The sequence below is a fragment of the Pseudomonas fluorescens genome (genome assembly GCF_902497775.2).
Taxonomy (GTDB): Bacteria; Pseudomonadota; Gammaproteobacteria; order Pseudomonadales; family Pseudomonadaceae; genus Aquipseudomonas; species Aquipseudomonas putida_F.
Genome location: NZ_OZ024668.1, coordinates 5,267,873 through 5,289,458, shown reverse-complemented (window position 1 = coordinate 5,289,458; position 21,586 = coordinate 5,267,873). Strand labels below are relative to the sequence as shown.

Sequence of the window (21,586 nt, the reverse complement as noted above, 5' to 3'; positions counted from 1 at the left end):
ATGCCGTGAGCCTGTCCTGCTGCCAGGCGGTTTTTCCCAGTGCTCACTTAAGCTGTAGTCGGCCAATGGCCGTGGCGCCAGCATCGCATAGCCACGGCAGCCTTTGAAATAAAACTGTCATCAAGCCAGATGAAAAAAGGGCCCCGCAGGGCCCTTTTCAACAGCACCGGGATTACTGACCCGGGATGTCCTTGCGAAGTTTCACTGGATCGCTCTGTTGCTTCTTCTTGGCCATGGCCGTGCGCATCTTGATGTTGATCGCTTCGACCGCCAGCGAGAACGCCATGGCGAAGTAGACGTAGCCTTTCGGCACGTGCACGTCGAAGGATTCGGCAATCAGCACGGTACCGACCACGATCAGGAACGAAAGCGCGAGCATCTTCAGCGACGGGTGCTTGTCGATGAAGTTACTGATGGCACCCGCGCAGAGCATCATCACCAGTACGGCGACGACGATCGCGGCGATCATCACCGGTACGTGGGAAACCATACCCACCGCAGTAATCACCGAGTCCAGGGAGAAGACGATGTCGATGATCGCGATCTGGATAATGGTGTAGAAGAACTTGCCGCCGGCGCCGCTTGGCTCGTCGCCGGTTTCGTCTTCACCTTCCAGGCCGTGGTAGATCTCCTGGGAACTTTTCCACAGCAGGAACAGGCCGCCGAAGAACAGGATCAGGTCGCGTCCGGAAATACCCTGATCGAGCACCACGAACAGGTCGGCGGTCAGGCGCATCACCCAGGTGATCGACAGCAGCAGGAGAATCCGGGTGACCATGGCCAGCGCCAGGCCGAAGATCCGGGTGCGCTGCTGCATGTGCTTGGGCATGCGGCTGACCAGGATCGAGATCATGATGATGTTGTCGATCCCGAGAACGATCTCAAGCGCCGTCAGAGTAAAAAAGGCAACCCAGATCTCTGGGCTGGTCAGCCATTCCATGTGTATTCCTTCGAACGATGTAAGCAGAACGCCCCAGGCAATGGGGCGCGGCTGCGGTTAGGTGATTCTGTTGTCTTATAGGCTACTGAACAGGGGGAAAATTCCCATGAGCAGCGCGGCGAGCATTATGCACAGGCAGATCAGCACTGCCCACTTCAGGGTGAAGCGCTGATGATCGCCGAACTCGATGCCGGCCAGGGCCACCAACAGGTAGGTAGAGGGTACCAGCGGGCTGAGCAGATGCACGGGCTGGCCGACGATCGACGCGCGGGCCATTTCCACCGGCGAGATGCCGTAGTGGCTGGCCGCTTCCGACAGCACCGGCAACACCCCGTAGTAGAAGGCGTCGTTGGACATGAAGAAGGTGAACGGCATGCTCACGATTGCGGTAATGACCGCCAGGTAAGGGCCCAGCGCATCCGGGATGACCGCCAGCAGGCTCTTGGACATGGCGTCGACCATGCCGGTGCCGGAGAGGATGCCGGTGAAGATACCGGCGGCGAAAATCAGCCCGGTCACCGCCAGCACGCTGCCGGAGTGGGCGGCGATGCGGTCCTTCTGCTGCTGCAGGCACGGGTAGTTGACGATCATGGCGATACTGAAGGCGATCATGAACAGCACCGGCAGCGGCAGCAGGCCCATGATCAGCGAGACCATCAGCAGCGCGGTCAGGGCGCCGTTGAACCACAACAGCTTCGGGCGGCGGGCGTCCGGGAACTGCGAAACGCTGATTTCGCTGTGATCGATTTCATCGCCCGGCAGGTGCAACTCACCCAGGCGTGCGCGTTCACGCTTGCCGTACATATAGGCGATAGCCAGCAGCGCCACTACACCGGCGAGCATGGCCGGGATCATCGGCACGAAAATCTCCGAAGGGTCGACATGCAGGGCGCTGGCGGCGCGGGCGGTCGGGCCACCCCAGGGGGTCATGTTCATGATGCCGCCAGCGAGAATGATCAACCCGGCCATGATCCGCGGGCTCATGCCCAGGCGGCTGTACAGCGGCAGCATGGCCGCCACGCAGATCATGTAAGTGGTGGCGCCGTCGCCATCCATCGATACCACCAGGGCCAGCACCGCGGTGCCCACCGAGACTTTCAGCGGGTCGCCCTTGACCAGCTTGAGGATCTTGCGCACGGCCGGGTCGAACAGGCCGGAGTCGATCATCAGGGCGAAGTACAGGATGGCAAACATCAGCATCACGCCGGTGGGCGCCAGCTTGGTAATGCCTTGCAGCATCATCGGGCCGATATCGCCCGAGAAACCGCCGAACAGAGCGAACAGGATCGGTACCAGGATCAGCGCGATCAAGGCCGACAGGCGCTTGGTCATGATCAGGTACATGAAGGTGATGACCATGGCAAAGCCGAGGAAGGTCAGCATGGGAGTACTCCAGGCGTAGCGCGTCGAAGGAAGAACGTTTCGGGCGGATCAGCGCACAGGGCGCGGCGCGTGGAATAGCGGAGGGATTGCTGCAGGGAGGCGGACGTAGGAAAGCATCAGTATCACCATTGTTGTTGTTAATTGGGCCGGGCGCCGCATCAATCGAATGGGGCCCTGGCTGACCGGTCTTGTGCCGGTAGTGGGGGCAATCCTAAGACGGGAAGCTTTCAGCCAGCTTTCGCTGGCCCAAACCCGACGAGAGGTGCATTGTTGGCTATCAGCCAGCAGGCAACAGGAGGGAGCGATGCGTGATACGTACGAAGGCGGCTGCCATTGCGGCGCCCTGCGTTACCGGATTCAAGGTCCGTTGACGGATGTTGCCCACTGCCATTGCTCGGTGTGCCGACGGGTCAGTGGCGGTTTGCTGATCACCTGGCTGACCGTGAGTTGCGATGATTTCCAATGGTTGAGCGGTACGCCGCAACGCTACGACTCGTCGGCCAGTTGTGTGCGCTATTTCTGTAGCCGTTGTGGCGCCCATGTTGCGCTGACCACTGACCTGAGCCCGCAGAGCATCGATATTACTGTGACCACCCTCGACCAGCCGGAGTTGGCGCTGCCGAACCGGCATATCTGGGTCGACAGTCGTCTGCCCTGGTTGCACCTGGATGAACAGTTGCCAGAGGAACGCGGCGAGACCCTGTGATCAGGGCAGTTGCAGGCCACCGCTGGCCTTGTGCAAGGCGCGCAGGTGTTCCCCCACCTGCCTGATATTGGCCTCGACCGCTTTGATTTCAGCGGCGCGAGCCGGGCCGAGCAAGGCGCGGACCTCTTTGTCGAGGTCGGCACTGAGGGTTTGCAGCTGTTTTTGCCGCTGGCTGGTTTCACTCAGTAGCTTTTCCCGTTCGCTGGCCTGGGGCAAGCCGTAGCCACTGCTGCCCAGCAGCTCCGCCGGGCGGCTGAGAAAACCGCTGTTGGCGAGAATCTGCTGCAGGGTGTTGTTGGCCTTGCCGACGCTGGCGTCATTGAGCTCCCGCCCGGTCAGGTAACGTTGCTTGACCTCGTCCTGGGCCAGCAGCAACTGGCGGCGCAGGCTGGCTTGCTCAAGTAGCAGCAACGCTGCACTGGTGCGCAGGTCAGCCTGGGCAAACCACTGCTGGCGTTGTTCGGCGGATTGCTCGAGCCAGGCCTCGACGTTGTCCTGCTTGATCGGCAGTTGCTTCTTCAGTACCAGGAACATGGCCTGGTAGCGGTCGCGGTAGGAGTCGAAACGGTAACCCAGGCGCAGCGCCTCGCGTGGGTCGTCGAGCACACTGACATCAGCCAGGCCGCGACCTTCGAGCACTTCGAGCAAGCCATTGGGGACGATGCTGTCCAGGTCGTTCAGGCGTGGATTGGCGGTGCCGCTGCGTAACAGCTTGAGGGTTTCGACCGCACAGTTGTTGGACAGGAAGTAGTAGTTGCCGTCGTAGCTCCAGTGCATCTCGGCGGCCTGGCGCACCAGGCTTTGCAGTTCGTCACGGTTGAGCCTGAGCGGAATCGAGGCCAGGCTGCGCAGTTCGGTCTTGGTGTACTCGTCGATCACCTGGGCCAATGGCAAGACGAACAGTCGCGACGGGTAAGCACCGGTCAAGCCGTCCCAGCTCGACAGCTGCACATCATTGACGAACGCCCGGTACGACAGCACCAGGTGCTGGTCCAGATCCAGGCGGCAGTCCGGCCCGCGCGGACGCCCCGGAGCGCAGATGACCAGGCGCAACATGCTGTGGCCCCAGCGGCTGACCCAGTTCTGGTTGGCTTCGGCCAGCAGGTAATCCACGGCATAGACCCGCTCGGGGTCGATCTCGCCCAGCGGCGATTTGGCAAAGTCATTGCCGGCGTTGAGAAACGGCAATGCGCTCGGGCACGGTGGGTGTTCCGGCGCCCAGTCGAAATGCTCTTTCAGGTACGTCTGCAAAGCCGGCCGGCGGCAGGCAAAGCTTGGGTCAAGCAGGAAGTACTCCATGTTGACCGCAATGAACTCCTTGGGGCTGCTCAGCTCATAGCTGTCGGGGCTGCGGGCCACCTGACGGTTGTGCTGCTCGCGCTCGCCGCGACGGCCGACATATTGCGGCCAGCCAGCCAGGTCGAGCAGGCGCGGGTCGTCGCTGAGGGTAAAACGGCGTTCGGTCTGGCCGCGGCATTGCTCGGGCAGGCCGATTTTGCCCTGGCTGTTCTGCTGCCGGGCGCACTGGGTGATCAGCCGCCGTTGCGCGCCCTGCCACAGGCGGGCGCGGTCATAGATGTGGGTCAGTTCATGCAGGACGGTGGCCAGCAGCTCCTGGCGCACGGTGCCGTGGGGGCGGCCGGTCTTTTGCGTGGCGGCGCTGCCATCGGTAAGGCCCTGCAGCAGGCGGCTGTTGAGTTCCAGGGTGGAGACCAGCGACGCCTGGCCGTAGGCGTCTGCCGGCATGCGGCTGCTCCAGCTGACCTGGATGCGGCGGTCAAGGCGGGTCTTGAAGCGTGGCGGCAGAGCCTGCAGGGCTTCGTCCAGCAACGCCTGGCTGGCCCGCTGTTGCTGCGGGTTCAAACCATTGGCCTGCAGCACCAGCTGCAGGTCGGCCAGTGCCGGGCTGGCGAACAGTATCAGCAGGCAACCCAGCAGCCAGGCACGCACTGGCTTCACAGCGCGAGAATGGCTTCAGCCAGGACCTGGTCGCTGGCCTGGCGCGCTTCTGGAACACGCTGGCGCAGGGTGTTGAAGGCGGCTTCGAGTTGCGCGCCACGGATCTCGCCACGGCTGGCGACGTAGCTGGCGGCATCGTCGCGGGCTTCGCGCACGACTTTGGAGTCGCGAATCGAAGTGGTGGTGTCGGAGGTGAAGTCGATCGAGCGGCCAAAGGCACGAACGATGATGTTGCTGGTGGCCACCAGGGTTTGTGCCTGGGCCACATCGGCCAGCAGCAGAAGGCCAAGGGTGGCGGCAATCAGCGGGTTACGCATGGAACATCTCCGGGAGAACAGAAGTAATCATTGGACGAGAATTGCCTGCGCCAGTTCAAGGTCGCTGGCATGAAGTTCCGGGTTGGCCTGGCGCAGCCGGCTCAAGGCAGCCTCAAGGCGAGCGCCTCGCCATTGGCCATCGCTGGCTACAAAAGCGGCGGCATCGTCATGGGCGGCCAGCAGCAGTTTGCGATCGAAGGGCACCGACGTCACTTTGCTGGTGACGTAACCACTGACGACAAGGTTGTTGGCGGTCAGGTCCAGCGCCTGGGCGGCGCCGCTCCAGCAGAACACGAGCAACAGCAATGACAGATAACGCATGGGTCTCGAACGGCAGCTGAATCAGGCGGCAAAGGCTATCCCAATGCGCTGGTGAGGACCAGCGCAGAGGGTCCGGCTTAGTTGCACGTTGTTACATGCAGGGGGCCGGAAGCGATCAGTTTCAGGGCGCCAGGATGGCCTGTGCCAGTTGTGCGTCGCTGGCTTGCAGGGTTGGAGTCTGCTGGCGGATATGAGCGAAAGCGCTCTCCAGTTTTGCGCCGCGGATGTCACCGTGGCTGGCAACGAAGCTGGCAGCGTCGTCACGGGCGGCCTGGACAATCTTGTCGTCACGGAACGAAGACGACACATCGGAGGTGGCATCGGTGGAGGCGGCGACACCACGAACGACGGTATCGGTGGTGACGACAAAGCTGGTGGCGTTGGCAGTGGAAGCCAGGGCCAGCAGCAGCGCGGCGCCAAACAAGCGTGAATGGAACATGGTCGATCTCCTGGATAGGCTTTTGGTGGTTCTTATGTCAGACGCACGCTCAGCTTGTTGCGCTACTTTTTACCAAGCTGGGTACGTTAAGGGTATCACGCGAGTGTAATCTGCGGATTGGACCGGATCGTAGCAAGATTTATCAACTGTACCTGCCAATATTTTTAAATAAAAAACTGTACCGGTATGTTGCGTAACCGCTCTATTCAGGGCCTTTAAACGACAAAACCCGTCAGCAGTCACCTGCGACGGGTTTTGGGGATTCGAGGTGCCGGCCTTGGCCGGCGAGCCCTGCATTAACGCCAGAAAGGCTTGCTCAGCTCTTCGTAGCGTTGTGCTTCGCTGATACCGGCATCAGCCAGCAGACGCGAGTCCAGGCGAGCCAGTTGGTGGCGGCTGGCGATGCGGCGTTGCCACAGCATCAGGTTGGCCAGCAGGCGCAGTGGCAGCGAGGCCTTGGATTGTTCGGCGGTGTTTTCGAAAACCAGATCGGAACTGAGGGTACGTTCCATGATGTGTCATCCTTCCGCTTGTGGCGGCATTAGGTAGTGATTTAACTGATGCCAATGATCCTCCTCTGTCGTCCATAACAGTAGATACAGTTCACCTACATTGTGATGGGCCAGTTAACTGTTTTAAGCGACTGTTGCACTCGGAATAGGCGCAACTGTACTGGTCAGCACTGAAATGGTGCATTTATGATCAGGAGAGGACGCGAGGAACGGAAAATGGCGATGAAAACACCGGTACAGTAGAACAGTTTTTGTCTGAACTAATAAATCAGTTGCCCGACCGGTTGGCATTGCACACAACCGGCGGGTGACTGTGCAGGTCAGCTGGCGAGCATGCGCCCGGTTTCTTCCAGGTTTTCGTGCCAGGCCAGGGCTTCGCGCAGGATGTGCGGAGTGTGGCCACCGCGTTCGCAGGCGCGGGTGAAGTAGTCGTTCAGCGCGTCGCGGTAATCCGGGTGCACGCAGTTGTCGATGATTACCCGGGCACGTTCGCGTGGCGCCAGGCCGCGCAGGTCAGCAAGGCCCTGCTCGGTGACGAGGATGTCGACGTCGTGCTCGGTGTGGTCGACGTGGCTGACCATCGGCACCACGCTGGAAATCGCCCCGCCCTTGGCAATCGACTTGGTGACGAAGATCGCCAGGTGCGCGTTGCGGGCGAAGTCGCCCGAGCCACCGATGCCGTTCATCATCCGCGTGCCGCAGACGTGTGTGGAGTTGACGTTGCCATACAGGTCGAACTCAAGAGCGGTATTGATGCCGATGATGCCCAGTCGGCGAACCACTTCCGGGTGGTTGGAGATTTCCTGTGGGCGCAGGACCAGTTTGTCCTTGTAGCGTTCCAGGTTGCCGAAGACGTCGGCATTGCGGCGGGTCGACAGGGTGATCGAGCTGCCCGAGGCGAAGCTCAGCTTGCCAGCGTCGATCAGGTCGAAGGTCGAATCCTGGAGTACTTCGGAGTACATGGTCAGGTCTTCGAACGGCGAGTCGATCAGGCCGCACATCACCGCGTTGGCGATGCTGCCGATACCGGCCTGCAGCGGGCCGAGCTTGTTGGTCATGCGCCCGGCGTCGACTTCCTGCTTGAGGAAGTTGATCAGGTGGTTGGCGATACCCTGGGTTTCGTCATCGGGCGGCAGTACGGTGGACGGCGAGTCCGGCTGCTCGGTGATGACGATGCCGACGATCTTGGTCGGGTCGATCGGGATCGCGGTGCTGCCGATGCGGTCATCGACTTTTACCAGCGGGATTGGCGTACGGGTCGGACGGTAGGTCGGGATATAGATGTCGTGCAGGCCTTCCAGGTTGGCGTTGTGCGCCAGGTTGATCTCGACGATCACCTGTTTGGCGAAAATCGCGAAGCTGGCCGAGTTGCCCACTGAGGTGGTCGGCACGATGTGGCCTTGCTCAGTGATAGCGACCGCTTCGATGACCGCGATGTCCGGCAGCTTGAGCTGCTGGTTGCGCAGCTGCTCGACGGTTTCCGACAAGTGCTGGTCGATGAACATGACCTTGCCGTCGTTGATGGCCTTGCGCAGGGTGCTGTCGACCTGGAACGGCATGCGACGGGCCAGAACACCGGCCTCGGTCAGTTGTTTGTCGAGGTCGTTGCCCAGGCTTGCGCCGGTCATCAGGCTGATCTGCAGCGGCGACGTCTTGGCGCGCTCGGCCAGTGCATGGGGCACGGCCTTGGCTTCACCGGCGCGGGTAAAACCGCTCATGCCGACGGTCATGCCGTCCTCGATCAGGCCAGCGGCATCAGCCGCACTCATTACCTTGCTGTGCAGGGAGGACAAGCGGATACGATCACGGTACATGGATTGTTATCTCGGGCTACTTAAGCTAGATGCGCAGTCTAGTGTTTTCGCCTGGCTTCGTCCCGCGACCAAGGTCGAATGCGAAGCCCTGAATTAGAGCCTTCCGTCGGCTGGCCGGGCATGAAAAAGCCCCAGCCGGTACCGCGCTGGGGCTATTTGTCACAGTAGGTTCAGCGGCTTATTCGACCGCTTTGACCATGTCTTCGATGACCTTTTTGGCGTCGCCGAAAACCATCATGGTCTTGTCCAGGTAGAACAGCTCGTTATCCAGGCCGGCGTAACCGCTGGCCATGGAGCGCTTGTTGACGATGATGGTCTTGGCCTTGAAGGCCTCGAGGATCGGCATACCGGCAATCGGCGACTTCGGATCGTTCTTCGCCGCCGGGTTGACCACGTCGTTGGCGCCGAGCACCAGGACCACGTCGGCCTGGCCGAACTCGGAGTTGATGTCGTCCATCTCGAACACCTGGTCGTACGGCACTTCGGCTTCGGCCAGCAGTACGTTCATGTGCCCGGGCATGCGCCCCGCCACCGGGTGGATCGCGTACTTCACGGTCACACCGTTGTGGGTCAGCTTCTCGGTCAGCTCTTTCAGTGCGTGCTGGGCACGGGCCACCGCCAGGCCGTAGCCGGGGACGATGATCACGGTGTCGGCGTTGCTGAGTAGGAAGGTTGCGTCGTCGGCTGAACCGGATTTCACCGGACGGGCTTCCTTGGCGCCCGCCGGGCCGGCCGCTTCTGTCGCACCGCCGAAACCGCCGAGGATCACGTTGAAGAACGAACGGTTCATCGCCTTGCACATGATGTACGAGAGGATCGCACCGGACGAACCGACCAGGGAGCCGGCGATGATCAACATCGAGTTGTTCAGCGAGAAGCCGATACCGGCCGCCGCCCAGCCCGAGTAGCTGTTGAGCATCGAGACCACGACCGGCATGTCGGCGCCGCCAATCGGGATGATGATCAGCACGCCCATGATGAACGCCAGGACCAGCATCAGGGCAAAGGCGCTGTAGCTGCCGGTGAAGGTGAACACCAGGCCCAGGCCGATGGTGGCAAGGCCCAGGACCAGGTTCAGTTTGTGTTGGCCGCTGAACTGTACCGGTGCGCCCTGGAACAGGCGGAACTTGTACTTGCCCGAGAGCTTGCCGAAGGCAATAACCGAACCCGAGAAGGTGATCGCACCAATGGCCGCGCCGAGGAACAGTTCCAGACGGTTACCGGTGGGGATCGGGTCGCTGATGCTGGCAACGATGCCCAGCGATTGCGGCTCGACCACCGCGGCAATGGCGATGAACACCGCGGCCAGGCCGATCATGCTGTGCATGAAGGCGACCAGCTCGGGCATCTTGGTCATTTCAACGCGCTTGGCCATGATCGAGCCGGCGGTACCGCCGACCAGCAGGCCGACAATGACGTAGCCGATGCCATCGGTGGCCAGCTCTGCGCCCAGCTTATAGATGAGGCCGATGGTGGTGATCACCGCCAGGGCCATGCCGAGCATGCCGAACAGGTTGCCGCGCCTCGACGTGGTCGGGTGCGACAGGCCCTTGAGTGCCTGGATGAAGCACACCGAGGCGACAAGGTAGAGAAGTGTTACCAGGTTCATGCTCATGTTTACTTCTGCCCCTCTTGCTTCGCTGCGCCCTTGCCGGGGGCTTTCTTCTTGAACATCTCCAGCATGCGCCGGGTGACGAGGAAACCACCGAATACGTTCACCGCTGCCAGCGCCACCGCGAGGGTGCCCATGGTTTTGCCCAGCGGCGTGACGGTTAGCGCAGCGGCCAGCATGGCGCCGACGATGACGATGGCGGAGATGGCGTTGGTGACTGCCATCAGTGGGGTGTGCAGTGCCGGGGTAACGTTCCAGACCACGTGGTAACCGACATAGATCGCCAGCACGAAGATGATCAGGTTATAGACGCCGTGAGAGATCAGCATGTCTTCCATTGTCTGGCTCCTTATCCGTTCTTGCGGATGACCTGGCCGTCGCGGCACATCAGGCACGCGGCGACGATGTCGTCTTCGAGGTTGATCGTCAGCGCACCGTCTTTGTCGAACAGCAGCTTCATGAAGTCGAGCAGGTTGCGCGCGTACAACGCCGAGGCATCCGCGCCAACCTGGGCTGGCAGGTTGGTCGGGCCGACGATGGTCACGCCCTGCTCCACCACCACCTGGTCGGCGACGGTCAGCGGGCAGTTGCCACCCTGGGCTGCGGCGAGGTCAATGACCACCGAACCGGGTTTCATCTGCGCCACGGTTTCGGCGCTGAGCAAGGTCGGTGCCTTGCGGCCGGGGATCAGTGCAGTGGTAATGACGATATCGGCCTGCTTGGCGCGCTCGTGCACCGCCAGGGCCTGGCGCTGCATCCAGCTGGCCGGCATGGGCCGGGCGTAACCGCCGACGCCTTCGGCGCACTCGCGCTCTTCATCGGTCTCGTAAGGGACATCGATGAACTTGGCGCCCAGCGACTCGATCTGCTCCTTCACCGCCGGACGCACGTCCGAGGCTTCGATCACCGCACCCAGGCGCTTGGCCGTGGCAATGGCCTGCAGCCCCGCGACACCGGCGCCGAGAATCAGCACGCGCGCGGCCTTCACGGTACCGGCAGCGGTCATCAGCATCGGCATGAAGCGCGGATAGTGGTGAGCCGCCAGCAACACGGCCTTGTAACCGGCAATGTTGGCCTGCGACGACAACACATCGAGGCTTTGCGCCCGCGAGGTACGCGGCGCAGCTTCAAGGGCAAAGGCGGTAATGCCGCACTCGGCCATCTTGGCGATGGTTTCGTTGTTGAACGGATTGAGCATACCCACCAGGACGGTGCCGCTCTTGATCTGGGCCAGTTCGCTATCGTCAGGGGCTACAACCTTGAGAACCAGCTGAGCTCCAAACGCATCGGCAGCGCTGCCAATAGTGGCGCCTGCTGCTTCATAGGCACTGTCCGGAACGCTGGCGTTGATGCCGGCGCCGCTCTGGACGGTGACCTGATGCCCCTGGCCAATCAGTTTCTTGATGGTTTCCGGGGTTGCAGCAACCCGTGTTTCGCCCGTCTGCGTTTCGAGAGGAACACCAATGTGCACGTCATTTCTCCTGCGTGATCTTTTGTTGGTAAACCAGTGCACTGCGGATGGTGCGCTGGGGCGGCCGATCAGCACGATCCCGCCGAATTCAGGCGGGGCGCGGCATTTTGCAGGTGATTCCTGAATCGCTTCAACCAGTTTTGAAGGGTGACGGCAATCAAACTACAAGTCACCCTGTGACCGAATGTCGCAAGAACAGGCCTGGAGCCCGCCAAGCGCGGGCTTCAGGGAGATTACGGCAAAAATTGAAATTTTTCCGCCGAATTTGCTGAATGCCTGGCTGAAAGCGCGATTTATGCTGTGAAGGCCGCATAAACCGCAGGGTTAAGGGCTTTTGAGAGGCTGCCTGAAACAGTTAGCCAAAATGCGACATTTCCTTACATCTGTAGGTTTAAAGTTTTGTTGACTACGGGGTCAGATTGTAGCTGTCATCCTTATGGGCTGCGGCGTAGCGGCTCGCCTCCCGCACCAGCCAGTCGCGAAAGGCGCGCAGCGAAGCCGATTCCACCTTGCGCTCGGGGATCATCAGGTAATAGGCCTTGATGCTCGACAGCGCGTGCGGGCTGGCCACGACCAGGCGCCCTTCTGCCAGCTCGCGCTGGATCAAGAAGGGCGGAATCAGCGCCACGCCCATCTCGTGCATGGCGGCCTGTGCCAACATCGAGAATAGCTCATAGCGCGGGCCGGTCATGTCGCGGGCGACGTTCATTTCCAGGCTGTTGAACCACTGGCGCCAGGCGTAGGGTCGGGTGGTTTGCTGCAGCAGTGGCAGCTGGGCTATCTGCTCGGGGCTCAGTTGCTGATTGCCGGCCAGCATTGCCGGGCTGCACACCGGCACGGGGTTCTCGCCCATCAGTCGATGTGACTCGGTGCCCGACCAGTCGGCGTCACCGAAGTAGATCGCCGCATCGAAGCTGGTATCGGCAAACAGGAATGGCCGGGTGCGGTTGGTCAGGTTGACCGTGACCTCGGGGTGGCGTTGCTGGAAGTCCTTGAGCCGCGGCAGCAGCCATTGGGTGCCGAAGGTCGGTACCACTGCCAGTTCGATGACGTTGGCGCCCTGCTGGCCCATTACCGACAAGGTATCGCGCTCCACTGCATCCAGCTGGGTGGCGACCCGGCGGCTATAGGAAAGTCCGGCTTCGGTGAGCTTCACCCCGCGGCGGGAGCGGCGAAACAGTTCGACATTAAGAAACTCTTCAAGCCCGGCGATTTGCCGACATACGGCGCCCTGGGTCAGGGACAGCTCCTGGGAAGCCTTGGTAAAGCTCTCGTGGCGGGCGGCGGTCTCGAAGCAGACCAGGGCCGCAGTACTGGGGATCTTGCGCCGCATGTACATCAACCTCACTAATAGGACGTAAATATGGCCTTTGCGGCCATTACGAAGTGAGAAATTATCACAAGATCATGCGCAATCCTCGTTTGTCTCGTCGCCTGAACGGGCCTAGGATCAATGCACAACAACTCTGGTCCCATTTTTCGAGGATTCGCTCATGGCCGGTAAAGCAAGCTTCAACTGGATCGACCCGCTGTTGCTCGACCAACAGCTCACTGAAGAAGAGCGCATGGTGCGTGACAGCGCTTATCAGTTCGCCCAGGACAAGCTGGCCCCGCGCGTGCTGGAAGCCTTCCGTCACGAGCAGACCGACCCTGCGATCTTCCGCGAGATGGGCGAAGTCGGCCTGCTCGGCGCAACCATCCCCGAGCAGTACGGCGGCAGCGGCTTGAACTACGTGTGCTACGGCCTGATTGCCCGGGAAGTGGAGCGTATCGACTCCGGCTACCGTTCGATGATGAGTGTGCAGTCCTCGCTGGTCATGGTGCCGATCAACGAATTCGGCACCGAGGCACAAAAGCAGAAGTATCTGCCCAAGCTCGCCAGCGGCGAATGGATCGGCTGCTTCGGCCTGACCGAGCCAGACCATGGTTCCGACCCGGGCTCAATGATCACCCGCGCCAAGAAGGTCGACGGTGGCTATCGCCTGAGCGGCAGCAAAATGTGGATCACCAACAGCCCGATCGCCGATGTGTTCGTGGTCTGGGCCAAGGATGATGCTGGCGACATCCGTGGTTTCGTCCTGGAAAAAGGCTGGCAGGGCCTGAGCGCCCCGGCGATTCACGGCAAGGTCGGCCTGCGCGCCTCGATCACCGGCGAGATCGTCATGGACAACGTGTTCGTGCCCGAAGAGAACATCTTCCCGGATGTACGCGGCCTCAAAGGTCCGTTCACCTGCCTGAACTCCGCACGTTATGGCATCTCCTGGGGTGCCCTGGGCGCCGCTGAAGCCTGCTGGCATACCGCGCGCCAATACACCCTGGACCGCAAGCAGTTCGGTCGCCCGCTGGCTGCCAACCAGCTGATTCAGAAGAAACTGGCCGACATGCAGACCGAAATCACCCTGGCCCTGCAAGGCTGCCTGCGCCTGGGCCGGATGAAGGACGAAGGCACCGCTGCGGTCGAAATCACCTCGATCATGAAGCGCAACTCCTGCGGCAAAGCCCTGGACATCGCCCGTATGGCCCGTGACATGCTCGGTGGCAATGGTATCTCCGACGAGTTCGGTGTAGCCCGTCACCTGGTCAACCTCGAGGTGGTCAACACCTATGAAGGTACCCATGACGTCCACGCGCTGATCCTCGGTCGCGCGCAGACCGGCATCCAGTCCTTCTATTAATAGGGAGCCAGCCATGGGCGCGCTATCTCATCTGCGGGTGCTGGATCTGTCGCGAGTGCTGGCCGGGCCCTGGTCCGGGCAGATACTCGCGGACCTCGGCGCCGAAGTGATCAAGGTCGAGCGCCCGGGCAGCGGCGATGATACGCGCGCCTGGGGCCCGCCCTTCCTCAAGGATGCCTACGGCGAGAACACCAGCGAGGCCGCCTATTACCTGGCGGCCAATCGCAACAAGCGTTCGCTGACCATCGACTTCACCCAGCCCGAGGGCCAACGCTTGGTACGCGAGCTGGCGGTCAAGTCGGACGTGCTGATCGAGAACTTCAAGGTTGGTGGGCTGGCGGCCTATGGGCTGGACTATGAAAGCCTGAAGGCGATCAACCCGCGCCTGGTGTATTGCTCGGTCACAGGCTTCGGCCAGACCGGACCCTACGCCAAGCGCGCCGGCTATGACTTCATGATCCAGGGGCTGGGCGGCTTGATGAGCCTGACCGGACGGCCGGAGGGTGAAGAAGGTGCGGGGCCGGTGAAAGTCGGTGTGGCACTGACCGATATCCTCACCGGGCTGTATTCGACCGTGGCCATCCTGGCTGCCCTCGCCCATCGTGATCGCGATGGCGGCGGTCAACATATTGATATGGCGCTGCTCGACGTGCAGGTTGCCTGCCTGGCCAACCAGGCCATGAACTACCTCACCACGGGTACGCCGCCGCGGCGTCTGGGTAACGCACATCCCAACATCGTGCCTTACCAGGACTTCCCTACTGCTGACGGCGACTTCATCCTCACCGTGGGCAACGACGGCCAGTTCCGCAAGTTCGCCGAGGTTGCCGGCCAGCCGCAATGGGCGGACGATCCGCGCTTTGCTACTAATAAGCAGCGGGTTGCCAATCGCGCCGAGCTGATTCCACTGATCCGCCAGGCCACGGTGTTCAAGACCACCGCTGAATGGGTCGCGCAGTTGGAACAGGCAGGTGTGCCGTGCGGGCCTATCAATGACCTGGCGCAGATGTTTGCCGATCCCCAGGTTAAAGCCCGGGGGCTTGCGATCGAGATGCCGCACCCGCTTGCCGGGCAGGTACCGCAAGTGGCCAGCCCGATTCGCTTGTCCGAGACGCCGGTGGAATATCGCCATGCGCCACCGCTGCTGGGGGAGCATACCGAGCAGATCCTCGGCGAGGTGCTGGGCCTGGCGGCATCGGAGATCGAGCGATTGCGAGCCGCTAACGTGCTTTAACACCGTCTCTTCTATATTGAAGAGCTGCTTCAGGGGCTTATTGTCATAAGTTTGAAATAAGTCCTTGACGCCCCTGCAGATGTGCATTCCGAAACCCCTGTCTGCACTGCAGACAGGGGTTTTGTCTTTCTGGCGGTTGCAGATTGCTCTTTCTGTGGTGGTGCGGCGGTGCGACGCTTCGACTTGCCCCTCGATGAGGCCGGTACAGCCAGCACACCAAGTGTCACCAGCACTTATTCAGCTCTGCGCACCTTCCCACTACGCCGCGCCTGCAACTTGCGCCACCAGATATACACCCCGGTCAACGACAGCACTGCAATCATCACCCCGAGCACTGCAATCAACACCTGGCCTGTCATACCAATGATGCGTCCGCCGTGTATGGGTAACTGCAAGCGGTAAAAGCGTTCCCCCAAGGTGCCTTGCCCGGCAATCTCCTTGCCCAGCAAATGCCCGTCAGTCCCATGAAAGAACAACCAGGACTTACCCTGGGCATCGGTATCGTGCTGACCGAACCCCGCGCCATAGAAGTTGTACTCGAAGCTGTAGTACAGCTCACCGATCGGTGCTGTCAGCCCCAGCCGCTGACCCTCCTGCTGCGCCAGCTGGTAGGCCTGTTGGTAGCTCAGCTGGGTCACCCCCAATTGCTCCTTGGGCAGGGCCCCACGGGCTTCATAGACGCTTGGCTCGACCGGTGAGAACAGCGACACCGCCGGTTTGAACACCTGGGCCGGCAAGTTCATCGCCACACTGCTGATCGCAATCGGCAGCAGCAGTAGCCACAACCACAAACCGCCCGCCCTGTGGATATCCATGTTCAGCCGATAGGCATGGCCACCCTTGATCTTCCAGGCTTTCGCCCACTTGCCCCAGAACGGTCGCCCACGGGGCAAGGTCAGCAGCACGGCGATAACGCAGTCGATCACCCACATGATCGCCACCACACCCATCAGCAAGATTCCCCAGTTGCCGGGCAGGGTCAGGCTGTAGTGAAGCTCGAGCATGAATGGCATGAAGTTCTCGCGGGAGAAACAGCATTCGCCCCAGTAGCGCTGGCCCAGGGTCAGACCGCTGACCGGATCGAGATAGAACACGGTGTTCTTCTCGGCATAGGGCTCGCCGCTCGCAGGATCGCTGCGCGGCACCATTGCCATTAGCGCCGCATGCCCCGGTTCGTTCGGGTACTCCATGTACCAGACCTGCAACCGCGGGTGCTCGGCCTGCAACTTATCCACAAGCACCCCGGGTTGCTGCCGCTCACCCATGGCGGGGGCTTCGTAGAAGGACGGGTTGAGCCACTCGTCCAGTTCGTGATGAAAGGCCAGGACGCTGCCGGTAAGGCCGGCCATGGTCAGGAACAGCGCGGTGATCAGGCCGAGGTAGCGGTGTAGCAGTACATAAAGCTGACGCATGAGTAGAGGTCCGGAATAAGTCGCCAGATGCAACAAAGCCAGCGCCCGAAATCAGGTGCTGGCTTTGGCGTTCATACAGGTGAGGTCAGAACTGGTAGCTGACCGTGGCGCTGACATTGCGCTCTTCGCCCATGTAGCAGTAACTCAGGCTGGCACATGAGGCGATGTAGCTTTCATTGGTGAGGTTGTTGGCATTGAGCCGCACATCCACGCCCTTGAGCCCGACCTTGCCCAAGTCATAGCCAACCGAAGCGTCGAACAGGGTGTAGGAGGGCACCTTCATGGTGTTCTCGGCATCCACCCAGCTGTAGCCGACATAGCGCACACCACCGCCCAGGCGCAGGCCATCGAGGGCGCCCTGGCGGAAGTTGTAGTCAGCCCACAGCGAGGCCATGTGCCGCGGTGCCTGGGTTGGCGAGTTGCCCTTGTTGTCGAGGTCGCTGGCAAACAGCGTGCTTGGCATCGACTTGGAGTACTCGATATCGGTGAAGGTGTAGCTGCCGAGGACTTTCAGGTTGTCGGTGACCTGCATGTGCGCTTCCAGCTCCAGGCCCTGGGAACGGACCTGGCCGACAGGACGGTAGAACTCTTCCTGCGGCAGCTTGGAGGCAAGGTTCTCCTGCTCGATGCGGAACACCGAGGCAGTGAACAGATTGTCGGTGCCCGGCGGCTGGTACTTGATGCCGGCTTCCCACTGGGTGCCCTCGGTCGGAGCCAGCGGGTTGCCCGACTGGTCGGCGTAAGAGTTGGGGTTGAACGACTCGGAGTAGCTGATGTACGGCGCAATACCATTCTCGAACAGGTACAGCACGCCGGCGCGACCGGTCAGCTTGGTGCGCTCGTCGCTGATCTTGGTGCCCAGCGGGCGGCTGGCTTCGGCGATGCGATTCTCATCCGAGGTCTTCACCCAGTCCTGGCGCAGGCCCAGGGAGAAACGCCACTGGTCGAGCTCGATCAGGTCCTGCAGGTACACGCCGGTCTGCTGCAGGCGGCGCAGGTAGCTGGTGGGGGCGAAGTAGGTGATCTGCGAGTTGCCATACTGCGGGTCGAAGGCATTGATCGGTGCCAGGGCGCCGCTGCGCCAGTCGACCACGGTCTTGCGTCGCTGGTAGTCCAGGCCCACCAGCGTGGTGTGCTTGGCGCTGCCGGTGAAGTATTCGGCCTGGAGCATGTTGTCGATGATGTAGGAGTGGAGCTTTTCATCGCCGCCGGTGTAGTAGCGGTTCAGCTCGTTGCTGGTCGGCGTGGTCCAGCCCCAGGCATACACCTGGTCCATCTTCACCGTCGAATCCAGGTAACGGAAGTTCTGCCGCGCGGTGAACACGTCGTTGAAGCGGTGCTCGAACTGGTAGCCGAACGACTGCTGGTCACGCTCGTAACGGTCGACACCCGGTTCGCCTTCGAAGAAGTGATCGGAGATGCGCTGACCATTGCGCTGGTGCAGCGCACCATCGGCCGGCACGCCGCCGTGATAACCGCCGTCGGGGTCATGCTGCAGGTACGCCTGCAGGGTCAGCGAGGTATCTTCGCTGAAGTTGATGCTGACGGTTGGCGCCAGGGCGAAGCGTTTTTCTTCGTTGTGGTCGAACTGGGTGTCGGACTGATCGGCCAGGCCCACCAGACGGTAGGCGATGCGCTTGTCGTCATCCAGCGGGCCACTGAAGTCGAAACCGACGCCACGCTGGCCCTGGGTGCCGACGGTGGCCTGCACTTGATGATAGGCCTCGTACAGTGGCTTCTTGCTGGTCAGGGCGACCAGGCCACCGGGCGAGCTGCGGCCATAGAGCACCGAAGACGGCCCCTTGAGAATATCCACCCGCTCGAGGAAGTACGGATCGACCTGCATGGTGCTATAGGTGCCGCTGTCACCCATGGACTTGAGGCCGTCCAGGTAGATGTTATCCACAGAGCCATCGTTGAAGCCGCGCATGGCCACGTAGTCGTAGCGGTGCGTGGCGCCATAGGGGTTGGTCAGCACGCCCGGGGTGTAGCGCATGGCCTGGGCCACGGTCTGCGAGCCCTGGTCGTCCATTTGCTGGCGGGTCACCACCGACACCGACTGCGAGGTTTCCAGAATCGGCGCACTGGTCTTGGTCGCGACCTGGCTGTGGGTGGCGTTGTAGCCTTCCATGCTGCCCAGGGCATTACCCAGGGCGAACTCGCGCACTTCGGTGCTTGGCAACGCCAGCGCGGCGTCCTGTGGCTGCGCCCGTAATACATAGCTGCCGCCATCCTGGCTGAGTGCCTCCAGGCCCGAACCATTGAGCAACTGGCGCAGCGCCTGGTCAGTGGCGTAACTGCCTTGCAGGCCTGGCGAGTGCAGACCCTGGGTCATTTGCGGGGTGCTCGACAGGGTAATCCCAGCCTGGCGGGCAAACTGGTTGAGCACGTCATCCAGGGAACCGGCGGGGATGTTGTATTGCTGGCTGACACTGCCCGCTTGTGCGGCGAGCGCCAAGGCCGGTACAGCAGCGATGCCCAGGGCGGTGCCGAGCAGCGTGGCGCGGATGGCCTTGCCGAGGATACTGCGCGAGGCAGAATCTAAGACAGGTTGAAAATCATTCTTCTTGTTGGGCCGCAGCAGGGGCGAAGCATTACGCATGGAGAGCATCCGTAGAGTCGGTAAGGGCAGAAGGAGTCGCTTACTGTCCTAGCCGGACTCATGGATAAAACCCGCCAAAAAAATTCACTTCAGGCCAGCCGTTCCAGGCGCACCCACCAGCGCGTGCGATAGCTGACCTTCACCGGCAGCGTCTGCGGCAACAGTTGCAGCAGTTTGTCGGTGTCCTCCAGGCGGAACACACCGGACAGACGCAGCTCGGCAATGTCATCGGCGCAGCTCACATAGCCGTGGCGATAGCGCCCGACCTCATTGAGGAAATCGCCCAGGCGCATGTCGCGGGTAACGATCAGCCCTTCGGCCCAGGCGCCGGCGTCCATGTCCTGATTCTGCAGGGGGGTTGCGCCGCGGGCATCGAGGCGATAGCTCTGGCCGGCGTGAATCCATTGCATCGGTCCTGGCGAGTGGATGGCGACGCTGCCCTGGCTGACGCTGACGCGGGTGCAGTCATCGTCCTGGCGTACCACGAAGCGGCCGTCGAAGCCTTGCAGCAAAGCATCACGGGTGCCTACCAGCAATGGCCGGCCCGGGGTGGCCGTATCCTTGGCGCAGGTCAGCATCAATTCGCCGTGCTTGAGACGAATCAGGCGCTGATCGGCCTCGAAAGCCAGATCCACGGCGCTACTGGTGTTCAGTTGCAGCATTGAGCCATCCGGCAGGCGCACGCTGCGCCGCTGACCGGTGCCACTGGCAAAATCCGCGGTCAACGGGCTGATAACCTGCAGATCCTTGCCCAGCCAGGCCGCCGAGCCGAACACCAGCACGCCGCTGAGCAGCTTCAGGGCCTGGCGCCGTTGCAGGCGCTGGCTGCTGTTCTCCAGGGTCTGCAAAGCTACACTGGCACCTGGCACGGCGCGCAGGTTGAGCTCCTGATGCAGGGACTGCACCCGTTGCCAGGCCAGCTCGTGTTCCTGATGGGTAGCACGCCACTGTTCGCATTGCTGCTGCAGCCGCGCGTTGTGGCCGCTTTCGCGCAGCTTGAGCATCCAGTGGATGGCCTGCTTGACCACTCGCGGGCCAGGATTGAGGGTTGTCATGCCGGCTTACGCCTCTGACTCGTAGCGCAGCAGGTAACAGTGATAGAGCGCATCGGCCACATAGCGCTCGACCGAGCGCAGGGACACGCCCATCTGTTCGGCAATTTCCTTGTGGCTCAGGCCTTCGCACTGCGCCAGGAGAAAAGCGCGGCGCACTTTCGGTTTAAGGCCGTCGAGCATCTGCGCGATGCGCTCGAGCAGCTCCAGCAACAGTTCGCGAGTTTCAACCGAGGGCACTTCGGCTTCTGGCAGATGCGCCAGGGCTTCAAGGTAGGCGCGGTGCAGCTCTTCACGGCGCCAGTGGTCGATCACCAGGCCCCGGGCGATGGTGCGCAGGAACGCCCGGGGTGTATTCAGCTCCAGCAGTTCGCGCCGCTGCAACAGGCGCACGAAGGTGTCCTGGGCCAGATCCGCGGCATCGGCGGCATTGCCCAGCTTGCTGCGCAGCCAGGTGTTCAGCCAGCCGTGGTGATGGCTGTAAAGCGTGTGCACGGACTCTGGAGAGGGCATGAAGGTGCGCTGCTGAAGGGGTCATAAATGATAATTAGTCTCATTGTTGGCATCCTTGAACTATTTTGCAACTATTGATCATCCTCGCGGGGCAAGCCCGCTCCTACAGGAGCGGGCTTGCCCCGCGATCCGGTTTCTAACTCAACAGATTCCTCACGTTGTTCATCGCCTCATCGGCAAACCCCTGCAAAAACGCCTGAAAGCCTGGCATTGCCTCGCTACCGCCTTCCCATGGCTCAGCCTGGATGGTCCAGGTTGCCCGTGCCTGGCGCTCGCCCAGCGCCTCGACCTGCATCGCCGCCCACAGGTTGCCGATGTTCAGGCTGGTGTAGATCAGGCTCCAGGTCATGTACATGGCCTGGTCGTCGCGGCTATTGAGCTGCTCGATGACCACGTTGCCGTCCTTGAACAGCTTTTTGCGCACCGAGCGCACGCCGCTGCCGGTCATCTCGATGTGCGCCAGGGCCGGGATGAATACCGGGAAGCCGGCGAAGTTGCCGACGATGTTCCAGACACTGGCGGCCTCGCTGGCGATGTCGACACTGGCCACCACGTGGCAGCCGTCCGGGTTGTGGATAAGTGTGTCGGGTTGAAGTGCTCGCATGGTGTATCTCCTGCTTGGGT

20 protein-coding genes are annotated in these 21,586 nt (G+C 61.6%); 3 read left to right on the top strand and 17 right to left on the bottom strand.

Translation table 11 applies throughout. The annotated features are described in order from the left end of the window. Nucleotides 1-172: 172 nt before the first annotated feature. Together F8N82_RS24285 and F8N82_RS24280 are read right to left on the bottom strand one after the other, a co-directional pair. A complete protein-coding gene (locus F8N82_RS24285) occupies nt 173-940 on the bottom strand; it encodes a TerC family protein (RefSeq protein ID WP_038997795.1) in 768 nt (255 codons plus the stop codon). A gap of 75 nt (nt 941-1,015) precedes the next feature. Continuing rightward, a complete protein-coding gene (locus F8N82_RS24280; RefSeq protein WP_038997794.1) occupies nt 1,016-2,323 on the bottom strand; it encodes a CitMHS family transporter in 1,308 nt (435 codons plus the stop codon). Between the two features lie 304 nt (nt 2,324-2,627). On the opposite strand from F8N82_RS24280, the gene F8N82_RS24275 reads away from it, so the two are divergent. Next, a complete protein-coding gene (locus F8N82_RS24275; RefSeq protein ID WP_038997793.1) occupies nt 2,628-3,029 on the top strand; it encodes a GFA family protein in 402 nt (133 codons plus the stop codon). Here F8N82_RS24275 and F8N82_RS24270 read toward each other — a convergent pair whose 3' ends face one another. From F8N82_RS24270 to F8N82_RS24225, 10 genes are all read right to left on the bottom strand, one after another. Beyond that, complete coding sequence (locus F8N82_RS24270; RefSeq protein WP_099050699.1) at nt 3,030-4,988, bottom strand: DUF4105 domain-containing protein; 1,959 nt, start codon at nt 4,986-4,988, stop codon at nt 3,030-3,032. After that, complete coding sequence (locus tag F8N82_RS24265; protein ID WP_038997792.1) at nt 4,985-5,305, bottom strand: DUF2388 domain-containing protein; 321 nt, start codon at nt 5,303-5,305, stop codon at nt 4,985-4,987. The genes F8N82_RS24270 and F8N82_RS24265 overlap by 4 nt, the downstream gene beginning before the upstream one ends. 27 nt (nt 5,306-5,332) lie before the next feature. Continuing rightward, a complete protein-coding gene (locus F8N82_RS24260; RefSeq protein ID WP_038997790.1) occupies nt 5,333-5,626 on the bottom strand; it encodes a DUF2388 domain-containing protein in 294 nt (97 codons plus the stop codon). 121 nt (nt 5,627-5,747) lie between these two features. Continuing rightward, entirely contained in the window at nt 5,748-6,065 is a 318-nt protein-coding gene (locus F8N82_RS24255; RefSeq protein WP_150777007.1) for a DUF2388 domain-containing protein, read from the bottom strand. 296 nt (nt 6,066-6,361) lie between these two features. Continuing rightward, nucleotides 6,362-6,577, bottom strand: a complete 216-nt coding sequence (locus F8N82_RS24250) for a DUF1127 domain-containing protein (protein WP_010222590.1) — start codon at nt 6,575-6,577, stop codon at nt 6,362-6,364. A gap of 320 nt (nt 6,578-6,897) precedes the next feature. Then, nucleotides 6,898-8,391 carry an acetyl-CoA hydrolase/transferase family protein gene (locus F8N82_RS24245; RefSeq protein ID WP_038997788.1) on the bottom strand — a complete coding sequence of 498 codons (1,494 nt, stop codon included), beginning with the start codon at nt 8,389-8,391 and terminating at the stop codon, nt 6,898-6,900. A gap of 178 nt (nt 8,392-8,569) precedes the next feature. Next, complete coding sequence (locus F8N82_RS24240) at nt 8,570-10,006, bottom strand: NAD(P)(+) transhydrogenase (Re/Si-specific) subunit beta (RefSeq protein ID WP_038997787.1); 1,437 nt, start codon at nt 10,004-10,006, stop codon at nt 8,570-8,572. Nucleotides 10,007-10,008: 2 nt separating this feature from the next. Beyond that, entirely contained in the window at nt 10,009-10,341 is a 333-nt protein-coding gene (locus tag F8N82_RS24235; RefSeq protein ID WP_038997786.1) for an NAD(P) transhydrogenase subunit alpha, read from the bottom strand. Nucleotides 10,342-10,352: 11 nt separating this feature from the next. Then, entirely contained in the window at nt 10,353-11,474 is a 1,122-nt protein-coding gene (locus tag F8N82_RS24230; protein WP_038997785.1) for a Re/Si-specific NAD(P)(+) transhydrogenase subunit alpha, read from the bottom strand. Between the two features lie 406 nt (nt 11,475-11,880). After that, a complete protein-coding gene (locus F8N82_RS24225) occupies nt 11,881-12,807 on the bottom strand; it encodes a LysR family transcriptional regulator (protein WP_038999662.1) in 927 nt (308 codons plus the stop codon). A 160-nt stretch (nt 12,808-12,967) separates the two neighbouring features. On the opposite strand from F8N82_RS24225, the gene F8N82_RS24220 reads away from it, so the two are divergent. Together F8N82_RS24220 and F8N82_RS24215 are read left to right on the top strand one after the other, a co-directional pair. Beyond that, nucleotides 12,968-14,149 (top strand): acyl-CoA dehydrogenase, encoded by a 1,182-nt coding sequence (locus F8N82_RS24220; protein ID WP_010222582.1) that lies wholly within the window; start codon nt 12,968-12,970, stop codon nt 14,147-14,149. Between the two features lie 13 nt (nt 14,150-14,162). After that, entirely contained in the window at nt 14,163-15,383 is a 1,221-nt protein-coding gene (locus F8N82_RS24215) for a CaiB/BaiF CoA transferase family protein (RefSeq protein WP_038997784.1), read from the top strand. A 233-nt stretch (nt 15,384-15,616) separates the two neighbouring features. Here the strand turns inward: F8N82_RS24215 and F8N82_RS24210 are convergent, their stop codons facing one another. From F8N82_RS24210 to F8N82_RS24190, 5 genes are all read right to left on the bottom strand, one after another. Then, nucleotides 15,617-16,795 carry a PepSY-associated TM helix domain-containing protein gene (locus F8N82_RS24210; protein ID WP_038997783.1) on the bottom strand — a complete coding sequence of 393 codons (1,179 nt, stop codon included), beginning with the start codon at nt 16,793-16,795 and terminating at the stop codon, nt 15,617-15,619. Nucleotides 16,796-16,880: 85 nt separating this feature from the next. Beyond that, nucleotides 16,881-19,397 (bottom strand): TonB-dependent siderophore receptor, encoded by a 2,517-nt coding sequence (locus F8N82_RS24205; RefSeq protein WP_038997782.1) that lies wholly within the window; start codon nt 19,395-19,397, stop codon nt 16,881-16,883. Nucleotides 19,398-19,486: 89 nt separating this feature from the next. Continuing rightward, entirely contained in the window at nt 19,487-20,452 is a 966-nt protein-coding gene (locus F8N82_RS24200) for a FecR domain-containing protein (RefSeq protein ID WP_038997781.1), read from the bottom strand. 6 nt (nt 20,453-20,458) lie between these two features. Then, the gene (locus tag F8N82_RS24195; RefSeq protein ID WP_038997780.1) at nt 20,459-20,962 is read right to left on the bottom strand and encodes a sigma-70 family RNA polymerase sigma factor; all 504 of its coding nucleotides are present in this window, start codon (nt 20,960-20,962) and stop codon (nt 20,459-20,461) included. A gap of 136 nt (nt 20,963-21,098) precedes the next feature. After that, nucleotides 21,099-21,566, bottom strand: coding sequence for an SRPBCC family protein (locus F8N82_RS24190; protein WP_038997779.1), 468 nt, complete (start codon nt 21,564-21,566; stop codon nt 21,099-21,101). Nucleotides 21,567-21,586 lie beyond the last annotated feature (20 nt).

Excerpts from the sequence above, each read along its gene's own strand:
- F8N82_RS24285 (WP_038997795.1), bottom strand. The coding sequence starts at position 940 with ATGGAATGGCTGACCAGCCCAGAGATCTGGGTTGCCTTTTTTACTCTG.
- F8N82_RS24280 (WP_038997794.1), bottom strand. The coding sequence starts at position 2,323 with ATGCTGACCTTCCTCGGCTTTGCCATGGTCATCACCTTCATGTACCTG.
- F8N82_RS24275 (WP_038997793.1), top strand. The coding sequence starts at position 2,628 with ATGCGTGATACGTACGAAGGCGGCTGCCATTGCGGCGCCCTGCGTTAC.
- F8N82_RS24265 (WP_038997792.1), bottom strand. The coding sequence starts at position 5,305 with ATGCGTAACCCGCTGATTGCCGCCACCCTTGGCCTTCTGCTGCTGGCC.
- F8N82_RS24260 (WP_038997790.1), bottom strand. The coding sequence starts at position 5,626 with ATGCGTTATCTGTCATTGCTGTTGCTCGTGTTCTGCTGGAGCGGCGCC.
- F8N82_RS24255 (WP_150777007.1), bottom strand. The coding sequence starts at position 6,065 with ATGTTCCATTCACGCTTGTTTGGCGCCGCGCTGCTGCTGGCCCTGGCT.
- F8N82_RS24250 (WP_010222590.1), bottom strand. The coding sequence starts at position 6,577 with ATGGAACGTACCCTCAGTTCCGATCTGGTTTTCGAAAACACCGCCGAA.
- F8N82_RS24245 (WP_038997788.1), bottom strand. The coding sequence starts at position 8,391 with ATGTACCGTGATCGTATCCGCTTGTCCTCCCTGCACAGCAAGGTAATG.
- F8N82_RS24240 (WP_038997787.1), bottom strand. The coding sequence starts at position 10,006 with ATGAGCATGAACCTGGTAACACTTCTCTACCTTGTCGCCTCGGTGTGC.
- F8N82_RS24235 (WP_038997786.1), bottom strand. The coding sequence starts at position 10,341 with ATGGAAGACATGCTGATCTCTCACGGCGTCTATAACCTGATCATCTTC.
- F8N82_RS24225 (WP_038999662.1), bottom strand. The coding sequence starts at position 12,807 with ATGCGGCGCAAGATCCCCAGTACTGCGGCCCTGGTCTGCTTCGAGACC.
- F8N82_RS24220 (WP_010222582.1), top strand. The coding sequence starts at position 12,968 with ATGGCCGGTAAAGCAAGCTTCAACTGGATCGACCCGCTGTTGCTCGAC.
- F8N82_RS24215 (WP_038997784.1), top strand. The coding sequence starts at position 14,163 with ATGGGCGCGCTATCTCATCTGCGGGTGCTGGATCTGTCGCGAGTGCTG.
- F8N82_RS24210 (WP_038997783.1), bottom strand. The coding sequence starts at position 16,795 with ATGCGTCAGCTTTATGTACTGCTACACCGCTACCTCGGCCTGATCACC.
- F8N82_RS24205 (WP_038997782.1), bottom strand. The coding sequence starts at position 19,397 with ATGCGTAATGCTTCGCCCCTGCTGCGGCCCAACAAGAAGAATGATTTT.
- F8N82_RS24200 (WP_038997781.1), bottom strand. The coding sequence starts at position 20,452 with ATGACAACCCTCAATCCTGGCCCGCGAGTGGTCAAGCAGGCCATCCAC.
- F8N82_RS24195 (WP_038997780.1), bottom strand. The coding sequence starts at position 20,962 with ATGCCCTCTCCAGAGTCCGTGCACACGCTTTACAGCCATCACCACGGC.
- F8N82_RS24190 (WP_038997779.1), bottom strand. The coding sequence starts at position 21,566 with ATGCGAGCACTTCAACCCGACACACTTATCCACAACCCGGACGGCTGC.